The organism is Nostoc foliaceum FACHB-393, assembly GCF_014698505.1.
GTDB classification, from domain to species: domain Bacteria; phylum Cyanobacteriota; class Cyanobacteriia; order Cyanobacteriales; family Nostocaceae; genus Nostoc; species Nostoc foliaceum_A.
The window spans coordinates 37,795-57,146 of sequence record NZ_JACJTD010000019.1; the positions used below are offsets into that span (position 1 = coordinate 37,795).

The 19,352-nt window shown below is 40.7% G+C and carries 13 protein-coding genes; 10 read left to right on the forward strand and 3 right to left on the reverse strand.

Translation table 11 applies throughout. The annotated features are described in order from the left end of the window. Window positions 1–53 precede the first annotated feature (53 nt). Entirely contained in the window at window positions 54–1,763 is a 1,710-nt protein-coding gene (ilvD, locus tag H6G92_RS17085; RefSeq protein WP_190894835.1) for a dihydroxy-acid dehydratase, read from the reverse strand. Between the two features lie 676 nt (window positions 1,764–2,439). Between ilvD and H6G92_RS17090 the strand changes: the two genes are divergently transcribed. Beyond that, the gene (locus tag H6G92_RS17090) at window positions 2,440–4,230 is read left to right on the forward strand and encodes an ABC transporter ATP-binding protein (protein WP_190894836.1); all 1,791 of its coding nucleotides are present in this window, start codon (window positions 2,440–2,442) and stop codon (window positions 4,228–4,230) included. Between the two features lie 70 nt (window positions 4,231–4,300). Here the strand turns inward: H6G92_RS17090 and H6G92_RS40335 are convergent, their stop codons facing one another. Further along, a complete protein-coding gene (locus H6G92_RS40335) occupies window positions 4,301–4,435 on the reverse strand; it encodes a hypothetical protein (protein ID WP_277926752.1) in 135 nt (44 codons plus the stop codon). Between the two features lie 65 nt (window positions 4,436–4,500). Between H6G92_RS40335 and H6G92_RS17095 the strand changes: the two genes are divergently transcribed. The 8 genes from H6G92_RS17095 to H6G92_RS17130 all read left to right on the forward strand — a co-directional run bounded on the left by H6G92_RS17095 (window position 4,501) and on the right by H6G92_RS17130 (window position 14,929). Next, window positions 4,501–5,520 carry a helix-turn-helix transcriptional regulator gene (locus H6G92_RS17095; protein ID WP_190894837.1) on the forward strand — a complete coding sequence of 340 codons (1,020 nt, stop codon included), beginning with the start codon at window positions 4,501–4,503 and terminating at the stop codon, window positions 5,518–5,520. Between the two features lie 128 nt (window positions 5,521–5,648). Further along, a complete protein-coding gene (locus tag H6G92_RS17100; protein ID WP_190894838.1) occupies window positions 5,649–8,435 on the forward strand; it encodes a TonB-dependent siderophore receptor in 2,787 nt (928 codons plus the stop codon). A 73-nt stretch (window positions 8,436–8,508) separates the two neighbouring features. Beyond that, complete coding sequence (locus H6G92_RS17105; protein WP_242059172.1) at window positions 8,509–9,477, forward strand: iron-siderophore ABC transporter substrate-binding protein; 969 nt, start codon at window positions 8,509–8,511, stop codon at window positions 9,475–9,477. 4 nt (window positions 9,478–9,481) lie between these two features. Then, the gene (locus H6G92_RS17110) at window positions 9,482–9,862 is read left to right on the forward strand and encodes a DUF1636 family protein (RefSeq protein WP_190894839.1); all 381 of its coding nucleotides are present in this window, start codon (window positions 9,482–9,484) and stop codon (window positions 9,860–9,862) included. Window positions 9,863–10,079: 217 nt separating this feature from the next. Then, window positions 10,080–10,229 (forward strand): hypothetical protein, encoded by a 150-nt coding sequence (locus tag H6G92_RS17115; protein WP_190971445.1) that lies wholly within the window; start codon window positions 10,080–10,082, stop codon window positions 10,227–10,229. Between the two features lie 24 nt (window positions 10,230–10,253). After that, complete coding sequence (locus H6G92_RS17120) at window positions 10,254–11,252, forward strand: helix-turn-helix domain-containing protein (RefSeq protein WP_190894840.1); 999 nt, start codon at window positions 10,254–10,256, stop codon at window positions 11,250–11,252. 106 nt (window positions 11,253–11,358) lie between these two features. Then, window positions 11,359–13,887, forward strand: a complete 2,529-nt coding sequence (locus tag H6G92_RS17125; protein WP_190894841.1) for a TonB-dependent siderophore receptor — start codon at window positions 11,359–11,361, stop codon at window positions 13,885–13,887. A gap of 76 nt (window positions 13,888–13,963) precedes the next feature. Then, entirely contained in the window at window positions 13,964–14,929 is a 966-nt protein-coding gene (locus H6G92_RS17130) for an iron-siderophore ABC transporter substrate-binding protein (RefSeq protein ID WP_190894842.1), read from the forward strand. Between the two features lie 266 nt (window positions 14,930–15,195). Here H6G92_RS17130 and H6G92_RS17135 read toward each other — a convergent pair whose 3' ends face one another. Beyond that, window positions 15,196–17,571 (reverse strand): hypothetical protein, encoded by a 2,376-nt coding sequence (locus H6G92_RS17135; RefSeq protein ID WP_190894843.1) that lies wholly within the window; start codon window positions 17,569–17,571, stop codon window positions 15,196–15,198. Between the two features lie 518 nt (window positions 17,572–18,089). On the opposite strand from H6G92_RS17135, the gene H6G92_RS17140 reads away from it, so the two are divergent. Continuing rightward, window positions 18,090–19,259 (forward strand): glycosyltransferase family 4 protein, encoded by a 1,170-nt coding sequence (locus H6G92_RS17140; protein ID WP_190894844.1) that lies wholly within the window; start codon window positions 18,090–18,092, stop codon window positions 19,257–19,259. Window positions 19,260–19,352: the final 93 nt, after the last annotated feature.

The window sequence follows — 19,352 nt, forward strand, 5'->3', positions numbered from 1 at the left end:
TTTTAACCACTCTTGTAGAGAGACACGATATATCGCGTCTCTACCCTTACTCCCTACTCATTAAATAAATCTAAGTCTGTGACAGCACCAACACTGCTAGAGGAAACTAACTTAGCATATTTAGCTAAGATGCCTTTTGTATAACGAGGTGGACGGGGTTGCCATTTAGCGCGGCGACTGGCTAATTCTGCATCGTCTATGTTTATTTGTAACAAGCGAGAATTAGCATCAATAGTGATGCTATCACCTTCTTCGACCAGAGCGATCGCACCACCAACGGCAGCTTCGGGAGCAACGTGTCCGACTACCATCCCGTAAGTACCGCCTGAAAAGCGTCCATCAGTAATTAATCCGACTGCATCACCTAAACCCGCACCAATAAGTGCTGAGGTGGGAGCCAACATTTCCCGCATACCAGGGCCGCCAATCGGGCCTTCGTAGCGGACGATAATTACATCACCGGCTTTAATCTTACCTGCAAGGATGGCATCTAAGCATTCTTCCTCGGAATCAAATACCCGTGCAGAACCAGTAATGCTGGGATTTTTTACCCCAGTAATTTTTGCGACTGCTCCCTCTGTAGCCAGATTCCCTTTCAGGATGGCTAAGTGACCTTGGGCATACATTGGGTTATTCCAAGGACGAATCACATCTTGATTAGTGGGTGGTTCATCGGGGACATCTGCTAAAATTTCGGCAATGGTTTTACCTGTGATAGTGATACAGTCACCGTGAAGTAATCCATGCACCAATAGCATTTTCATCACTTGAGGAATACCACCAGCTTGATGTAAGTCTGTGGCGACATATCTACCACTGGGTTTTAAATCACATAAAACAGGGACACGATCGCGGATAGTTTCAAAATCATCTAGATTAAGTTCTACACCAGCCGCACGAGCGATCGCCAGAAAATGTAATACGGCGTTAGTTGAACCACCCACAGCCATAATTACAGAAATAGCATTTTCTATAGATTTACGGGTGATAATTTGCCGGGGTAACAGTTGATTGCGAATTGCTTCTACTAATACCTTGGCTGATTCTTCGGTGCTATCAGCTTTTTCGTCATCTTCTGCCGCCATTGTGGAAGAATAGGGTAAACTCATGCCCATCGCTTCAAATGCTGAGGACATAGTATTAGCTGTGAACATCCCGCCACAAGAACCTGCACCAGCACAAGCGCGGCGTTCTACTTCCATCAATTCGGTGTCGTCAATTTTACCAGCACTGTATTCACCCACAGCCTCAAAGGAACTCACAACAGTCAAGTCGCGGCCCTGGTAGTGTCCGGCTTTAATTGTCCCACCGTAAACAAAGATAGCCGGGATATTCATCCGTGCCATTGCAATCATTGCCCCTGGCATATTTTTATCACAGCCACCGATGGCAATCACACCATCCATACTCTGACCATTACAGGCTGTTTCAATAGAGTCAGCAATCACTTCTCGTGACACTAGGGAATATTTCATCCCTTCAGTTCCCATCGAAATCCCATCGCTAATAGTAATTGTGCCGAACATTTGCGGCATTGCCCCAGCTAGTTTTATTCCAGCTTCAGCTATGAGTGCTAGTTGATTAATCCCCATGTTACAGGGAGTGATGGTGCTGTAGGCATTAGCCACACCCACAATTGCTTTGTTAAAGTCTTCATCCTGAAAACCTACTGCACGCAGCATAGCCCGATTTGGCGATCGCTGCACTCCTTGTGTGACAACTTTACTTCTAAAATTTTCTGACGAAATTGTTTTTTCACCCATTGCTCTGGCCTCGCTCAAATCTTTGTAAGAGTATGATACGTAGACTTTTTTAAGATGTCCAATATATATTTATTTAAAATTGAGACTTATAAAATATCAAAAATATGGAACTACTACACCTGCGCTACTTTATTGCTGTAGCTGAGGAACTACCATAATTCTTTCCTTATTGGAATAATCGTTACAGCCCTAACTAGGGAGTTACTTTCCAGAAGCGAATCAAGCCAGTTTTTTCGTCATGAATACGCTGTTCGGGTCATGCTGTCAGGTCATCTGAGCGGATTTGCAATCTACTCATCTCCTTAATTTGCTAGAGAATTCTACTCTATAAGGGTTTACAGAATCCCGCTGTGAATAACTTTTACCAAAAACCTAAGTTACGCGACAGAATTATTGCTGCCACTAGCTACACCTTGCGATATAATATCGTACCGCATATAAAACTCATATTTGATTGCCTGAAAAAAACTCAGTACACTTTTATTCCTTTTTACCTGTTCCCCGTTCCCTGTTCCCTGTCTCTACGAGTGATTCATAAATGAAATCGGATTGCTATATTTAACTTAAAATTACCGTTTTAGGCTAAAAAATTACCGTTTTTGGATAGACTCATGCACGAAAAGGTAGTAAACTCTGCTAGGTAAAAAACATAAATTTTCCACTTTTAATTATTACAATGAAATCAGAATTTAACCTAGTAGCAAAGAAACGTTCTCCCCTCCAACGCTTACTCAACTACGGGGACAAATATCGCCCACAAATTTATCAAGCCACAGCCTATTCTATTATCAATACAATTTTAGATTTAGCACCACCTTGGTTAATCGGTGTTGCTGTAGATATATTAGTCCAACAGCAAGATTCCTTTATAGCTAAATTTGGTATTAAAGAAGTAGTATGGCAATTTGCACTACTTTCACTAATCACTGTTATTGTTTGGATATTTGAATCGCTTTCTCAGTACGCTTATGATAGATTGTGGCGAAATTTAGCCCAAAATATTCAACATAATTTACGCTTAGATGCCTACAATCATTTACAAGAATTAGAATCAGCTTATTTTGAAGACAGTAGTACAGGCGGTTTGATGTCTATTCTCAGTGATGATATCAACCAACTCGAAGACTTTTTAAATGGGGGAGCCAATGAAATTATCCAAGTTACTACTTCATTTATAATTTTAATTGGCGGTGCATTCCTAATTCTACCTTTCAATATCACCATAGCAGCAATGCTACCAATGCCTTTTATTCTCTGGGGTTCTTTAATATATCAAAAACGCCTTGAACCTCGTTATGCAGATGTTAGAGAAAAGGTGAGTTTTTTGAATTCACGTTTAGCTAATAATATTAGTGGTATCACCACAATTAAAAGTTTCACTGCCGAAAATTATGAAAGTGCCAGATTAGCAACCGAAAGTGAAGCTTATAAAAAAAGCAACGCTAAAGCAATTAAACTTTCTGCTGCTTTTGTACCTGTAATTAGAATGTTGGTTTTAGTTGGATTTACGTCTTTATTGTTTTTGGGAGGTATGGCAGCATATTCTCGTAAAATATCTATCGGTAATTACAGTGTTTTACTAGTTTTAGTCCAAAGATTATTGTGGCCATTGGTATTTTTAGGAGAAACTTTTGACCGATATCAACGGGCGATGGCTTCTACAAAGCGAGTTATGGATTTGTTAGATACTCCCATAGAAATTACTACGGGAGATATGTCTTTAGCTGTTGAACAAGTACAGGGGGAAGTTGATTTTAAGAATATTACTTTTGCTTATCGAAATAGTGGAACAATAATTAAAGATTTATCTTTATATATTCCTGCTGGAAAAACTATTGCGGTTGTTGGTTCTACTGGATCAGGTAAAAGCACCTTAGTAAAACTATTGTTGCGATTTTATGATGTTTCTAATGGCTCAATTACCATTGATGGGATTGATATTCAAAAGTTAAATTTATCTGACTTGCGTCGCAGTATTGGTCTAGTTAGTCAAGATGTATTCTTATTTCATGGTACGGTAGCAGAAAATATTGCCTACGGTACTTTTGAAGCTACAAATGAAGCAATTATCAATGCAGCCAAAATAGCTGAGGCACACGATTTTATTGCGCAACTAACCCAAGGTTATGAAACAATAGTTGGGGAGCGAGGACAAAAGTTATCTGGTGGACAACGCCAACGGATAGCTATAGCTAGAGCAGTTTTAAAAAATCCGCCGATTTTGATTTTGGATGAGGCGACATCTGCGGTGGATAATGAAACTGAAGCTGCCATCCAACGTTCTTTAGATAAGATTACCCAAAATCGGACAACAATTGCGATCGCACATCGTCTTTCAACAATTCGCCACAGTCATTGCATATATGTGATGGATCATGGTCAAATTGTGGAGCAGGGTAAGCACGAGAATTTACTACTACTTGATGGTATCTATGCGAGTTTGTGGCGCGTACAGTCTGGGATTTAGCTCCACCACTAGCGACTGCGATAAGTCGCTTTTTTAACAGCCAATTTCGTGCAATAATTGAGAACACTTCTTATTTAAAGCTATAGCGGGCTGGGGTACTGACTACTGGAGCGTAGCGATCGCTCCAGTAGGCATCACGCAAGCGCTGACTTGTCAGTTCGCAATCAGAATTGCATCCAGTATTTAGGTGTTCCCTTTTGGGCAACTTGAAAAAGCTCGTTAGTTTCAATCATATATCAGCTTGATAATAACAGTAATTATCATTAAACTATGACAAAAATTCTGACAGATACAGACTGGGAAGAACTGTTGGCAGAAAGTGAGCAAAAGGGTACAGTTTCTATTCAATCAAAGGGGGTTGAAACTATCCGCCAAGGGAAGATTTTTGATGTCTGTAATACATATCATTGCTGGGCAGAATTACTTAGTGGATTGTCTATTTCAATACATGAAGAAGAGTTTATTGATGATCTTGTATGGATTAGAAATAGTTTAGATAAATCTCGATTTGGCTTGAGTTTTTTTCTTTCAGGAAAAGTGAGAATTGAACGCCACGGTTTAACCGACAAGACAGACGAAGCAGTAGGCAGATATTATTCAGAATGTAACTACGATATCAAAGAAACTGAATGGTGGAAAGCCGGTGAGAAGTTTTCACGAATTTATCTGGAAATTGAACCGCAGAAATTTTTTCAAGGTTTTGGCGAGGAAGATTTAGAACAGATACCAATTTCCCTACGTCAAGCCTTAATTGGGGGTAAGGTACAGCCTTATTACCATCAAGGAAAAATAACACGGCAAATGCGGCGAGTGTTACGTGAGATTTTACAGTGTCCCCATCAAGGCTTGATGAAGCGGATGTATCTGGAAAGTAAGGCGGTGGAATTGATTACGCTTCATTTCCAGCAATTCCAGAAGCAGGAAGTTCATGATTGTAGTTTGACTGCAAAGAATTTGAGTGATATTGATAAAATTTACCAAGCCAAAGAAATTTTACTGGGTAATCTAGAGAATCCACCCAGCTTGATGGAGTTAGCACGGCAAGTTGGGCTAAATGACTTCAAGTTGAAGCGTGGGTTTCGTCAAGTTTTCGGCACGTCTGCGTTTAAATATTTGCACGACTATCGACTAGAAAAAGCCAGACAACTTTTAGTCTCAGGAGAAATGAAGGTGGAAGAAGTGGCATTTAGAGTAGGTTTTGATAGTCGCAGCTACTTTGCCTTAGCTTTCCGCAAAAAGTTCGGCTTGAATCCCAATCAATACTTTCAGCATCGCCAGAAATCCGTCTAGCGTTCAGAAAAAAAATCCGTCTAGCGTTCAAATAAAAAATCCGAATCCCCTATGATACATAAACTGCCAGTTTAGTTAGGAAATTTTCTTAATACTGTCAAGTGGTGTGAGGGAGTGTAGGTGAATCAATGAAGTTAGATAAATTGTTTCAAAGTCTGTTGCTGACAGGTGCAGTTGTGGTTTTTATTAGCACTCCTGCTAGAAGTGAAGAAACTCAAGGTGAATCTTCTACTGCGGCATTCAGAAAATCTACATTCAAGGACACCCTTGGAGTTAGAGTTCAGGAGTCTGTCAACAGGAAATCTCCAGTATTAGCTTCTAGTAACAGGAAGCACCGACATTTTCCGTCTCAAGTTGCAAGTTCTTTGGGGAATGCAAAGTCAGAGAAATCAAACAGAAAGATTCTTCAACCCAGTGAGATTGAGCAGATTTCCCAGAGTGCAGAATTACTTGTACAGTCGCCAGCTTCCTCAGAGGTAATACAGGTGACAGGAGTGCAAGCTAATCCCACTGAACAAGGTGTGGAGGTGATTTTACAAACAACTCAAGGCGAACAACTGCAAATCACTAATCGCAGTGCTGAGAATAACTTTATTGCTGACATTCCTAATGCCCAACTGCGTTTACCCAGTGGCGATGCTTTTACATTCCGTTCGGAAAAACCAGTTGCGGGAGTTACAGAAATAACGGTTACAAATGTTAATGCAAATACTGTGCGAGTCACGGTGGTGGGTGAGAAAACTTTACCAACGGTTGAGTTATTTGATGATAATGCAGGTTTGGTTTTTGGTATAACTTCTGCTGCAATTGCGACTTCTCCACCGCAACAGCCCCAAACACCACAAGCTGGAGAAAAGCCAGCAAGTGAAACACCACAGGAGACACCATCAGCAGGTGATGAGCCGATTGAAGATGAGCCGATTGAATTAGTCGTGACAGGTGAGCAAGATGGTTATCGTGTAAGAGATTCGTCAACTGCCACCAAAACCGACACACCTCTGCGCGATATTCCTCAATCAATTCAGGTAGTGCCTCAGCAAGTGCTGCGCGATCAACAGGTGAGAAACCCAAGTGAGGCGCTTAGAAATGTAGCTGGTGTATCCCAGGGACAAAATAGCGCATCTCGCAGTGGAGCTGCGACAATCAACATTCGAGGCTTTGTTGCTACTAGAGATATTCTTAGAAATGGTTTGAGAGACCCTGGGAGTAATATTTTTAATCTAGCTAACATCGAACGGATTGAAGTTCTCAAGGGACCAGCCTCCGTTCTCTTTGGTCAAGGCGAATTCGGAGGCTTAATTAACTATGTCACCAAACAGCCACTCACGGAACCCTATTACTTGTTGGAAGCTTCTGTGGGGAGTTTCAATTTTTATCGCGGCGCTGTTGACCTGACTGGTCCATTGAATGACAGCAAAACAGTGTTGTATCGTCTGAACATGGAAGCTCTCACTACAGAAAGTTTCGTTGACTTCTATGAGGAACAGCAATACTTTGTTGCACCTGTCCTCACTTGGCAAATCAGCGATCGCACCAAACTCACACTAGAAGCTGAATATCTCAATCGCCCACGTTCAAGTGGTAATATCGGTGTCCCTGCTGTAGGGAGTGTGTTGCCAAATCCGAATGGCAGAATACCGCGCAATCGTAATTACACTGAGCCAGATTCAAACGACGATATATCTTCTCTTGCAGTGAGCTACAATCTCGAACATCGGTTTAGTGAAAACTGGGAGCTACGCAATGCTTTTAGATTTTCGCGAAGCGATCGTGATTTAGATGCATTAATCAGCAATGCTTTGGCTACAGATAACCGCACCTTGCTTAGAACAGCCTCATCCTCTGATAGCTATGCACAATTCTTCAATTCTGATACTTATATTGTGGGTGAGTTTATTACAGGTAGCATTCAGCATCAAATTGTTGCGGGGGTGAATCTCACTAGGCAAGAGAGCGGTTTTCTTTTTATTGAGCGCGAAGGTGCTTCAATTGACCTGTTCAATCCTGTTTATGGACAACCCATTGGTGATGAAATTTTAAGAGCAGGTAACGATAGTTCGACCGATACATTAGGTATTTATGTTCAAGATCAGATTACACTGGCTGATAATCTGAAACTGCTGTTGGGTGTACGGTTTGATACATTCACAGGAATTACAAAAAATCTCATCACCAATGCTGAACAAAACCTATCTGGTGATGCCTTTAGTCCCCGTGTAGGCATTGTCTATCAACCCATTGCGCCAATTTCCCTCTATGCCAGCTACAGCCGATCCTTTAACCCAGTCACTGGAGTCACGTTTGAAGGTAGTGCCTTTCAACCAGAACGCGGCACTCAGTATGAAGTTGGGGTTAAGGCAGATTTGACTGATAGACTTTCTGCAACCCTTGCTTTCTACGATCTGACCCGTTCTAATGTCTCAACCGCTGATCCAACACCCGGTAGAGTCGGCTTTTTTATCCAAACAGGTGAACAGCAAAGCCGAGGCATTGAATTCAACATTGGCGGCGAAATTTTGTCAGGATGGAATATCATTGCAGGCTATGCCTACAATGATGCTCAAATCACTCAAGACAATACACTTCCTGTCGGTAACTTGCTGAGAAACACCCCCAGAAATAGCTTCAATCTCTGGACAAGCTATGAACTTCAAGAAGGGGCTTTGAAAGGTTTAGGCATTGGATTAGGACTTTTCTATGTAGGCGATCGACAAGGAGATTTGGCAAACACTTTTGAGTTGCCTAGTTACTTCCTCACTGATGCTGCCATCTTCTACAAGCAGGATAGATTTCGGGCATCCCTCAATTTCAAAAATTTGTTTGATGTTAACTATTATGATTCTGCTGCTAGCAGAACCAGTGTTAATTCAGGTGAACCTTTCACGGTGCAGGCAACGGTAGGGTGGCAGTTTTGACTTCACGGCTTGTGACACCTGCCTCTATAAAGCAAGTTTGCCCTGGGGGATCAACGCAATTGGAGTATCTACAATGAAGTTATATCCCCTACCACTGTCTTCATGTTATTTATTTCTAGCTGGGATTTTAATGGTTGTGTCAATTACTGCTTGTAGCAGTTATCCCGCACATCATTCAAAATCTCAACTCGCTAATTCATTAGAGACCTCATGTCGAATGATACAGCACACAATGGGGGATACTTGTGTACCTAATAACCCTCAACACCTGATCACCATATCGCGCTTTACGTTGGCTAATGCGCTTGTGCTTGGTATTAAACCGATTGCAAGTACCTCAGACTATGAGTACCCTTCGTATTTGAGGAACAAAATAGAGGGGATAGACGAAATAGGTGAAATGTATGAACCCGACCTAGAAAAAATATTGCTGCTGAAACCTGACTTAATTTTAGGTTGGGAAATTGCACGCAAAATTTATCCTCTTCTTTCTCAAATTATTCCTACGGCACTAGGTAAGTGGGAAGGTGGCACTAGATCATGGCGAGAACATTTTAACTTCGTAGCTGAAGCATTAGGAAAACAAGAAGCTGCACAACAAGCTTGGAATCGCTACTACCAGAGAATTCAAAAGCTGAAAATAGCCGTAAGCGATCAATATAAAGATAAAGAAATATCTATAATTGGCGTTTATGGCGGCATGAGAATATATAGCGACACTCAAGACTCATTTGCTGGTTCCATTCTTAACGATATTGGATTGCATCGTGTTAGGAACTCAAATTCTCCTCTACCTATTTCTGAAGAAAAACTAGAAGAAGTCGATGGTGATATTATCTTTGTGATGATTTTCCAAGAAAAGGGAGAAGAAAGCAGAAAAGCTTTTGAAAAGCTGCAACAGAAGCCTCTTTGGCAAACACTTAGAGCCGTTGAGAAAGGTCAGGTATATCTTGTGGATCGTGAGGCTTGGATCGGATCAAACTTAATTGCTGCGGATGCAGTCATTGATGACCTCTACAAATACCTTGTCAACACACCTTAAACCCATGCCCAAACACACGATTTTTATCTGTAAATCCTGCCACTGTTCATCTGAAAAACGACCTTCAAAGCCGCCTTTTGATGGCGATATTTTACTTGATAAATTGAACACTTTATGCGCCGAGCAATTCCCAGATGATGAAGTGGAAATTCAACCAGTGGGATGTTTATGGGCGTGCAGTCAAGGCTGTGTTGTAGCTGCTTCTAGTCCCGATAAACCCACTTATCTCTTTGTCAATCTAACTCCAGAAGAAAGCCCAGCAGCGTTATTAGAATTTATGCAACTGTATATCAAAAGCGATAAAGGAAATGTAGTTTGGAAACAGCTTCCTGAACTGTTACAGTCTGCTATTTTCGCCCAAATACCACCACAAAATGATTCATAATTACGTAATTACGAAAGTCCTATACATTCTAGCTTTAGAGGATTTGAATCTATTGCCAAAATTTAGAGAATTGGTATTACCAGACTGTGCTTAAACTACGCTAAAAACTATCGCCCTCAAGTATGGACTGCTGCAATTTTTACTATCCTCAATAAAATCTTTGACCTCGCACCATCCTATTTAATAAATGTTGTAGTAGAACAAGAAAGTTCGATTATTGCCCAATTTGGCATCACCAATATCATTTGCCACAATTAAAAGCTTTACTGCTGAAACCTACGAGCGATCGCGTGTGTTTTCAGAAAGTGAAGCTTATCGTCGCAGTAATGCCCGTGCGATCGCTCAAATTAATGAGATAATTTCTTGATTAGAGGCTAAGACTTTATCCTAAATGACTATCACCATTTCCCAACAAGCTTACGATGAATTGTGGAACGAGATGCGGACTAATGGAACTAGTCACTATCCTGACCCCAAGGACAAGTTTGATGTGATGCACAAGTTTCCGCAGCCATTAGGACAAGGCTACTGGCGAGAAATTCAACTTAGGGAAGGTTTACATTTAACTATTGCTGACTATGAGATGCGCGATCGCTTGACTGTAGAATTCTCCGATCTAGATACAACTGGTATAGAGTATCACTTTCATCTCTCTGGAGAAAATCAGAGCCGGCAAACTTCCCTTGAGGGTGGAAGATACGGTGTCTACGGAAAAGGTATAGAAATAGAATCACTAGGTGATATTTCCGCCAGACAGCCTTTTTTGGAAGTGATTATCGAGATGATGCCTGAGACATTGTCCTCTCTGGCTGGTAATCCAGATGGGGAAATACCAAAGGAATTGCAACATTTGGTCAGATCATCTGGGAAAGAATGTTACTGTCGTGATGCGATCGCTACACCAGCTATGCAAACTGTTGCCAAGCAAATTATCCAGTGTCCTTATCGTGGAATTGCCAAGCGGGTTTATCTGGAAGGCAAAGCTTTAGAGTTGATGGGAATGTTGCTAGCTGTGGAAACAGAAATTCAAGATGGTGAAAGCAATCTTCATCCATTGACAGGCGATTTAGTAGATAGAATTTATTATGCTAGGGATATTTTGCAACAAAAGCTAGATAACCCACCCAGTTTAGCAGAGTTAGCAAGACTAGTAGGTTTAAATGAATGCACTCTCAAACAGGGTTTTCGTCAGGTTTTTGGCACGACGGTATTTAGTTATCTCCACGGTTATTGCATGGAGCAAGCATGGCAAATGCTTCAGACAGGTAGTTGGAAGGTCGGAGAAGTTGCCCATCTGGTAGGTTACAATGACCTGACTGCTTTTGGGAGAGCGTTTCGGAAAAAGTTTGGCATCCGTCCACGGGATTGTATTAAGAAATTTTCCGTTTGAGCAGAATAAAAATTCCGTTTGAGCAGAATTATCTCTATCTTCACCTTCATACTTCTTCATAAGCTATTTAGGAAAAGTTTCTATTAAGCTTGAAGGTGGGGGAGTGATGGTGAATTTTTTACAACTGGGGCGGCTGCTATTGCTGACAAATGTATTTTTGATTCTAGGAGTGCAAGCAACATGGGCAGAAAATACTAATTCTTCTGGCAATACTCAAATTTTGGTGCAGTCACCAACACCTACATCAGAAATTATCCCAGTCACGGGAGTTAAGGCGAATCCCACTGAAAAAGGTGTAGAGATAATTTTAGAGACACCTCTGGGAGAACAACTACAAATTACAAATCGCAACACCGAGAATAATTTTATTGCAGATATTCCTAATGCTCAGTTGCAGTTACCTAACGGCAATGCTTTCAACTTTCGTTCGGAAAAACCAACTGCGGGAATTACTGAAATAACGGTTACGAATATTGATGCAAATACTGTGCGGGTGACGGTGGTAGGTGAGAACACTTTACCAACCGTTGAGTTATTTGACGATAATGCAGGGCTGGTTTTTGGTATAACTTCTACTGCAACGGCGATGCAGCCACCACAGCCGTTGGAAACGCCACAAGCTCAAGAAAAGCCAGCAAGTGAGACAGTACCGGAAGAATCAGCGACGCAGCAGGATGAGCCGATTGAGTTGGTGGTGACAGGGGAACAGAATGGATATCGAGTGCCAGATGCTACCACTGGAAGTAGACTTGACATTCCATTAATAGAAACACCTGCATCAATTGGCGTAATTACAGAGGAATTTATTGAAGATAAAGCACCCCGACGAGTAGAAGACTTAGCCCCTTACATTAGTGGAGTTACAGCAGGAAATGTTGGGCAGGGTGGACTCTTCACTGATTTTCAAATTCGGGGATTTAGTACAGGTAGCCAAGTTTATATTAATGGGTTACGAGATAATTACCGTTCTTTAATTAGAGACTTTGCAAATATTGAACGTCTGGAAATTTTGAAAGGTTTCTCTTCGTTACTTTATGGAACAGGTTCCCCTGGTGGAGTCGTTAACTATATTACCAAGAAGCCCCAAGCTACTCCCAGTTATAAATTTTCAGCCGATATCGGCAGCTTTAATTTTTATCGTGGTGAGGTTGATTTAACAGGGCCGTTAACTGACGACAAAAATGTACTTTATCGCCTGATTCTGGCCTATCAAGATTCGGATTATTTTGTAGATAACGTTGAAGATAATCGCATTTTTGTTGCTCCTTCTGTGACATTATCAACGGGTGAAGGTGGTTCTTTAACAATTGATGGGGAGTATTACCGACAAGATAAAGACTTTAATACTGGAGCTAAATTCTTTAATGGTCAGTTTTTCTATGACCGCAGTTACACAGACCCCCGCAATAGCCAAATTTACGATCACTATCGGATTGCAGCCTACTTAGATCAGCCAATTAGTAAGGATTGGTCGCTTAATCTCAGCGGTCAGTATTTTAATACACAAAGAGAAGCTAATCCGATCTTTGTTGCACTTGGTTTTGAAGGTGATACTCTAACACGTTTTTACCGAACAATTTTTGATGACTATAATCAATACAATCTGCGAGGTGAAATCAGAGGAAAATTCAATATTGGAGCCATAGAACATAAGTTACTAGCAGGGGTTGAATACAACAAGTACAGTTCAAGGTTCAATGGTGTGAATGCTGGTTTTTTTGGTAGTATTGACGTTGCTAACCCTACTTTCGATGTTCCTATCCCCACCGGACTTACTAATAGGACAGTTGATTTTAGTGATAGCAATTGGGGCGTTTACATTCAAGATTTCATCAAACTTGGACAATTTCGTTTACTAGCAGGTTTGCGTTACGGCGGATTTGAGAATATAAATGGTGGCGTAACTCAACAAGAAGATAATTACATTTCTCCAAGCATCGGGTTAGTTTATAGCCTGACAGATTCAGCTTCAGTTTATACTAGCTTTAGTCAATCGACAGAGCCACAATTTGGTTTACTTTCAGATGGTGGTTTTGCCGAACCCAGAAAAGCTACTCAATATGAAGTTGGTGCTAAAGTAAATCTGTTAGATGATAGATTGAGTGTCACGGCTGCACTGTTTCAGTTGGAACAAACAAACATTGCAGAAAGCGATCCCAGCAACCCTGATTTCAGCATCCTTGTAGGCGATATTCGTAGCCGTGGATTTGAATTAGATGTCACAGGAAAAGTAACCGAGAATTTGAGCCTGATTGCAGCTTATACCTACCTAGATTCAGAAATTACCACAAGTGTCGTCCCTGGTCAAGAAGGGAACCGTCCGATTAATACTCCAGAACACAGCGTGGGGCTGTATGGAAAGTACGACTTTACAGAAGGTTCGCTAAGGGGTTTGAGTTTAGGTACAGGTTTAGTTTATGTAGGTGAAAGACAAGGAGATAATGAAAATACTTTTGAGCTTCCTGGCTACGTGCGAGTAGATTTAGGTGCTGCTTACAAAGTTAATAACCTGACCTTTAGATTAGGTATTGAAAACCTTTTTGATATTCGTTATGCTTCCGGTTCAAACAATCGAGCAAATATTACTCAAGGTTCGCCTTTTGCAATCACCGGGTCAGTTTCAGTACAGTTTTAATTCTATTTGCAGAAGATTCAGTTTAGATTTTGTATAGGTACAATTTTGTGGAACTCTTAAGAAGCTGACTGAAGTCATGAAGACAGCGAAAATACGCCATTGGATAGGTTATTTACTATTAACAGTTTTGGTTTTTGGACTAATTACGACTTGTAGCAGTTATACAGTTCAAAACACAGTTTCTCCTGCTGAAGTGGTAAGTAAAGATTGCCATATAGTTAAACACACAATGGGAAAAACCTGCGTTCCGATTAATCCTCAGCGTATTGTCACTTTTTCTTTACCAACTTTAGGTAATGCGCTTACCCTTGGAGTTAAGCCCCTGGGAAGTACCTTCATTGATATGCTAAGTGAAGATACATATCTAGAAGGTAAAGTAGATACTATCCAATCATTAGGAATTTCTTCACCTAATCTAGAAAAAATTTTACTGCTTAAGCCCGATATTATTATAGGTTGGAACGCGGAAAAGCAATTTTATCCTTTACTTTCAAAAATTGCTCCCACTGTACTATTTGATTGGCGACAAAATAAAACTTGGCGAGAGCTATTTGATTTTGTTACTCAGGTATTAGGAAGACAAGAAGCTGCAAAGCAGGCTTGGGAACGCTATTATCAACGAGTTGAAGAACTCAAAGCAGCTTTAGGCGATCGCTACAAGCACAAGGAAATTTCTCTTGTCTTCTTGGCTCCTGGCGCGATATTTAGCGAAGCTAAGAACTCATTTCCCGATTCTATTCTTAAGGATGTGGGGCTGCAACGTTCCAAAGCACAAGATATTATTGTACCTTATACACAGCTTTACTTTTCTATAGAAGAATTAGAGAAAGCTGACGGTGATATTTTATTCGTGGGAACCTTGAGTAATGATGATCAAAAGTCTCTTGATAAACTCAAGCAAAACCCACTTTGGAAAAAGCTTCGAGCCGTTCAACAAAATCATGTTTACTCTATAAATTACATGACTTGGCGAGGCGGAAATTTGCTTGCGGCTGATGCTGTCATTAATGACCTTTATAAATACCTCGTCAACACTCCCTAACTCTATGCCCAAACACACCTTATTTGTCTGCAAATTTTTCAGGTACAGTAAATAGACATCTCCGAAAAAGATTTAGAAACCTTAAAGTCAGGCGCAGACCTAACCTAACCCCCTACCCCCCTTCCCTTGCAGGGAAGGGGGAATTAAAGCCTCTCTCCGCTTCGGGGAGAGGTTTGGAGAGGGGTCATGCAATTAATTTTCGGAGATGTCTAATTAGCCAAACTGGTAAGATTTGACTTTTGACTTTTAACTTCCGCCTTGCGGTATTACCCCGCTAGCCGATACACAATGACTTTTCCTTTCCAATTTTCTTCTACAAATACCAGATACTCACCATTTGAACGCCGAAAAGCGCGGATGCCGTAGGGTATATCAATCCAGCCACTTTCGCTGCCAACTTCTGGGCCTGGTTTTAACTGTTGTACTTGTGCTCCCGTCTTGGCGTTGTAAACATATACTTCTGCGGTTTTAACTGTCACGGCAAAGACATAATCTCCCGCCACACTCATCGCGGCTGTAGATACTTCGCGTTTCCCGGTGGTGTCGTAAGGAATTACAATCCGCCAGCGAGGAGTACGATTTCCTTTACTCCAATTGTCAAAACGGGCAATCTCAGATCCAGCAACTCCAGCATCGTCACCGAATGCAGGGTGATCTACTGTAAAGCCTGACAAATACATAGTATCTGTTTGGGGGAAATATTCGATCCGCCGCAAGTCGTTAAATATGTTGGGAGTAGTTTGCTTTTCCATCGAACCATAGCTGTATATGGGGTTGCCTTTAGCATCTATTCCCTGTAACGGATAATGTCGAATGCCATCTTCTGTTCGCAAAGCTTTCCAAACATCTCCTTTGCTGTCTACCCACCACCCGCCGATATAGGGATAATCTTTGCTGGTATCATATTCGTTCTTTTCAAATTTGCCATTACCGTTGCGATCGCGCCAGATCCATTCCCCTTTCTCTGGTTGATGCGGTGGCCAATTTCCGGTGATAAATGGTTTATCTGCGCCATTGCTACCGACAAACATTCCGGCTGGTATGGCAACTTTGCCATCTGTGTCTGGATTAAAACGATATATTTGCAGAAAGCTGTTATACATATCTGTGAGGAACAAGAACGGCTTCCCTTGGATGCGGCGAACAAAGGTTCCATCTGGCGATGTATGCAGACGGGGATCTTGAGGATATTTGAAAGCATTTAAGGTGTAGGCTTTGTAAGTCCATTGCTTACCAGCAGGCTTACTGTAATCCATTAGATAGTGTTCTTGTTTGGTGAATAAATCTACACCATCAGTTTTAGGATCGGCATCTGCATTATCGACGAATATTAATCCTAGCGATCGCCATATTAGTTTTCCCGATGGCGAAAATTTCCGCAAATCTGTTCCTGATTTGTTGAAACCATTACTATTTATATAAATATTGCCGGAAGCATCTGTACCAACTCCGGTAAGCCCGTAAAGTTTTAAATCTCGAACTTCACCAGGAACTCCTGCATAGATACCGCCTTGAGAGCCGAAACTACCCACCTGCGTCGGCTTATCTTTGATGTCATAAATCAACATTTGCTGACGCGGCCCATTTTCTGCCACTAACAGCTTACCTTGATGATTAATTGCGATCGCAGTTGGTTCAACGATATCTGCAATCTGTTGGGGTAATTGCTTCCCACTCGGCAAATAATGAAGAATCTTGGCAGGCTTACTACCATTTTTGCTTTGAATAATCCACAGATTTTTTTGTAGATCAATAGTTATTGCTCCCGGATTAGCAACGGTAAAGGTTCGTAGTTCCTTCATCGTATCAGTATCATAGACACGAATCTGGTTGGTAGCAAAATCACTCACATACAACTCGTTACCCACAGTTGCTAATCCAGTAACTTCACTTTTAGTACTGGTAATTAACATACTTTTATCCCAGCCACGCCCTTCAGGAAAAGGTGCTGGTTTTCCCGACAAATCATAGCGTCTAACGCAATGCCAAGTTGTTCCTTCTGCTGGGTAATCTTCATTGGTTTTGCCCCTCGATCCCTGAGTCATGGCAATGTAAATATATTTACTATTTGCTGTTACAGCTTTGCCACCTCCACGACTCCAACCGTGAGTATCCCCAATAGCACCAATAACCTTACCATCCTTATATATGGCTGCTTCCATTCCCGCTTCATCCCAATGGCTATTAGTATAAACTGTGCCATCAGAGGCAACATACATTGCCTCAATATTGTTTTGTACCCGCAGATTTCCACTGCCAATCGTGTTACCTATCCACGATGTTTTATAGGTAGGTGTGGATGTTCCCGTATTGTTTTGTACTAGCAGATTTTCACTGGCAATAGTATTACTTATCGAGATTTCTTTGTGTGTAATTGTGGGTGTTTCAGTATTGTTTTGTATCGACCTTTCATTGCCAATAGTATTACTTATCGACGATGTTTTGTAGATAAGCGTGCGTGTTCCACTTGTCGCCCAGTCTGTTGTAATTCCAAGAGTAGTAACAATTACTCCAACAGTCAGACTTAGTAAAAAGTTGAAAGTTTTACTTTTTTGTATATATCTAATCTTAAATATTTTTTTGAGGTGCTGGTTGAGTCGGTGACGGAGTTTTATTAACTGCGTCAGTAATTTATTTTTCATATATTTTTTAAGCTTTTAATTATTTATATACAATCATTTTTTCGGTAATCCGCAAAAAATATAACTATTTTGAAGTGGCTAAGATACAGGCTATCCATAGACATCACATTTAATAGCAAGTTTTACATAATCTTTATAAAACTCACCTGATTATTTGAATTTCCAACTAATATATTTAAGTATTAATATTTACCTATTGTTTAATAAAAATGGTAAACATTAATACAAAATACTTCTAAATTTATTAGTTTTTATCAACTTTTTTCTCTCCCTATATAGCATTCATCTTTCTTGATTGGTAGGTATCATATATGTCTAGCTAAGTGTTGTTTAGTTACTAAAAACACAGTTTCAATTCCTTGTTGACGTTGACATATAAATAGTTTATAAATTGGTGTTCTATACAAAAGCTCTTATTGATAATGTATATTTGAAAATTTTAGTGATTCCGGTTTGGATACAGATGTAGACGCGCACGACTGTGCGCCTGTTTTAATATATTTATAGGAAATACATCAATGGGAAATAAATCAGAAAACTTTGCTTCATCGTCTGCATCTATTCTCACCCTTGGATTGGGCTGGTTTCCCAAAAGTCCCGGAGGACTAGAAAGGTATATTTATGAACTAACTCATAAATTAGCAGCAAATCAAGACCAGGTTGAATTATGCGGAGTAGGTCTACCAGAGGCGGAAATAAATTCGCCGATTAAGCTGACTAATTTGGCTTCTGTTGATAGTGCCATTTGGCAAAGATTATGGTCGATTCGCAATAATTTTAAGAAAACAAGAACAAGCAAACCAGATGCTATTAATTTGCACTTTGCACTATATAGCTTTCCTATTTTGGATATTTTACCAAAGGGAGTACCAGTTACTTTTAACTTTCATGGTCCTTGGGCTTCTGAGAGTCAGCAAGAAGTGGTTAATAAAAACCTTAGCCTTTTAATCAAGCACTGGCTAATAGAACAAAACACCTATAATCGCTGCGATCGCTTCATTGTTTTGAGCAAAGCATTTGGTAAAATTCTACATGAGAAATACCAAGTACCGTGGAGCAAAATTAATATTATTCCTGGTGGAGTTGATATAAACTGGTTTCAGCCAAATTTATCACCCCAAGAGGCTTGTGCAAAGCTAGGCTGGCCTAGTAATCGGCGGATAATATTTACATCCCGCCGCTTAGTACATCGAACCGGTGTTGATAAACTATTGCAAGCACTGGCTATAATTAAGCCCAGAATACCAGATGTTTGGTTAGCGATCGCAGGTCGTGGTCACATCCAAGCTGCACTACAACAACAGGCTACAGAATTAGGACTAGATGACAACGTTAAATTTTTAGGTTTTCTACCTGATGAGCAATTACCTATAGCTTATCAAGCTGCTGAATTGACTCTCATGCCTAGTCAATCTTTTGAAGGGTTTGGATTAGTAATAATCGAGTCTCTAGCCTGTGGTACTCCTGTTTTATGTACTCCAGTTGGGGGAATGCCAGAAATTTTATCAGAATTCTCACCCGATTTAATTACTACTTCGACCGAAGCCTCGGCCATTGCTGAAAAATTAGAAGATGTGCTTTTGGGAAATATTTCTATACCTTCACGAGAAGCCTGTCGCCAGTACGCCACCACACACTATGACTGGAATCAAATCGCCCAACAAGTACGGAACATTTTATTAGCTTAAACAAGTGATTGTAATAGCTGGCTTTTTAAGTTATGTGGAAAAGTTCACCAAAAACCTAACCCCCTAACCCCCAACACGTCGCGGGAAGTGGGA

Excerpts from the sequence above, each read along its gene's own strand:
- ilvD (WP_190894835.1), bottom strand. The coding sequence starts at position 1,763 with ATGGGTGAAAAAACAATTTCGTCAGAAAATTTTAGAAGTAAAGTTGTC.
- H6G92_RS17090 (WP_190894836.1), top strand. The coding sequence starts at position 2,440 with ATGAAATCAGAATTTAACCTAGTAGCAAAGAAACGTTCTCCCCTCCAA.
- H6G92_RS17095 (WP_190894837.1), top strand. The coding sequence starts at position 4,501 with ATGACAAAAATTCTGACAGATACAGACTGGGAAGAACTGTTGGCAGAA.
- H6G92_RS17100 (WP_190894838.1), top strand. The coding sequence starts at position 5,649 with ATGAAGTTAGATAAATTGTTTCAAAGTCTGTTGCTGACAGGTGCAGTT.
- H6G92_RS17105 (WP_242059172.1), top strand. The coding sequence starts at position 8,509 with ATGAAGTTATATCCCCTACCACTGTCTTCATGTTATTTATTTCTAGCT.
- H6G92_RS17110 (WP_190894839.1), top strand. The coding sequence starts at position 9,482 with ATGCCCAAACACACGATTTTTATCTGTAAATCCTGCCACTGTTCATCT.
- H6G92_RS17120 (WP_190894840.1), top strand. The coding sequence starts at position 10,254 with ATGACTATCACCATTTCCCAACAAGCTTACGATGAATTGTGGAACGAG.
- H6G92_RS17125 (WP_190894841.1), top strand. The coding sequence starts at position 11,359 with ATGGTGAATTTTTTACAACTGGGGCGGCTGCTATTGCTGACAAATGTA.
- H6G92_RS17130 (WP_190894842.1), top strand. The coding sequence starts at position 13,964 with ATGAAGACAGCGAAAATACGCCATTGGATAGGTTATTTACTATTAACA.
- H6G92_RS17135 (WP_190894843.1), bottom strand. The coding sequence starts at position 17,571 with ATGAAAAATAAATTACTGACGCAGTTAATAAAACTCCGTCACCGACTC.
- H6G92_RS17140 (WP_190894844.1), top strand. The coding sequence starts at position 18,090 with ATGGGAAATAAATCAGAAAACTTTGCTTCATCGTCTGCATCTATTCTC.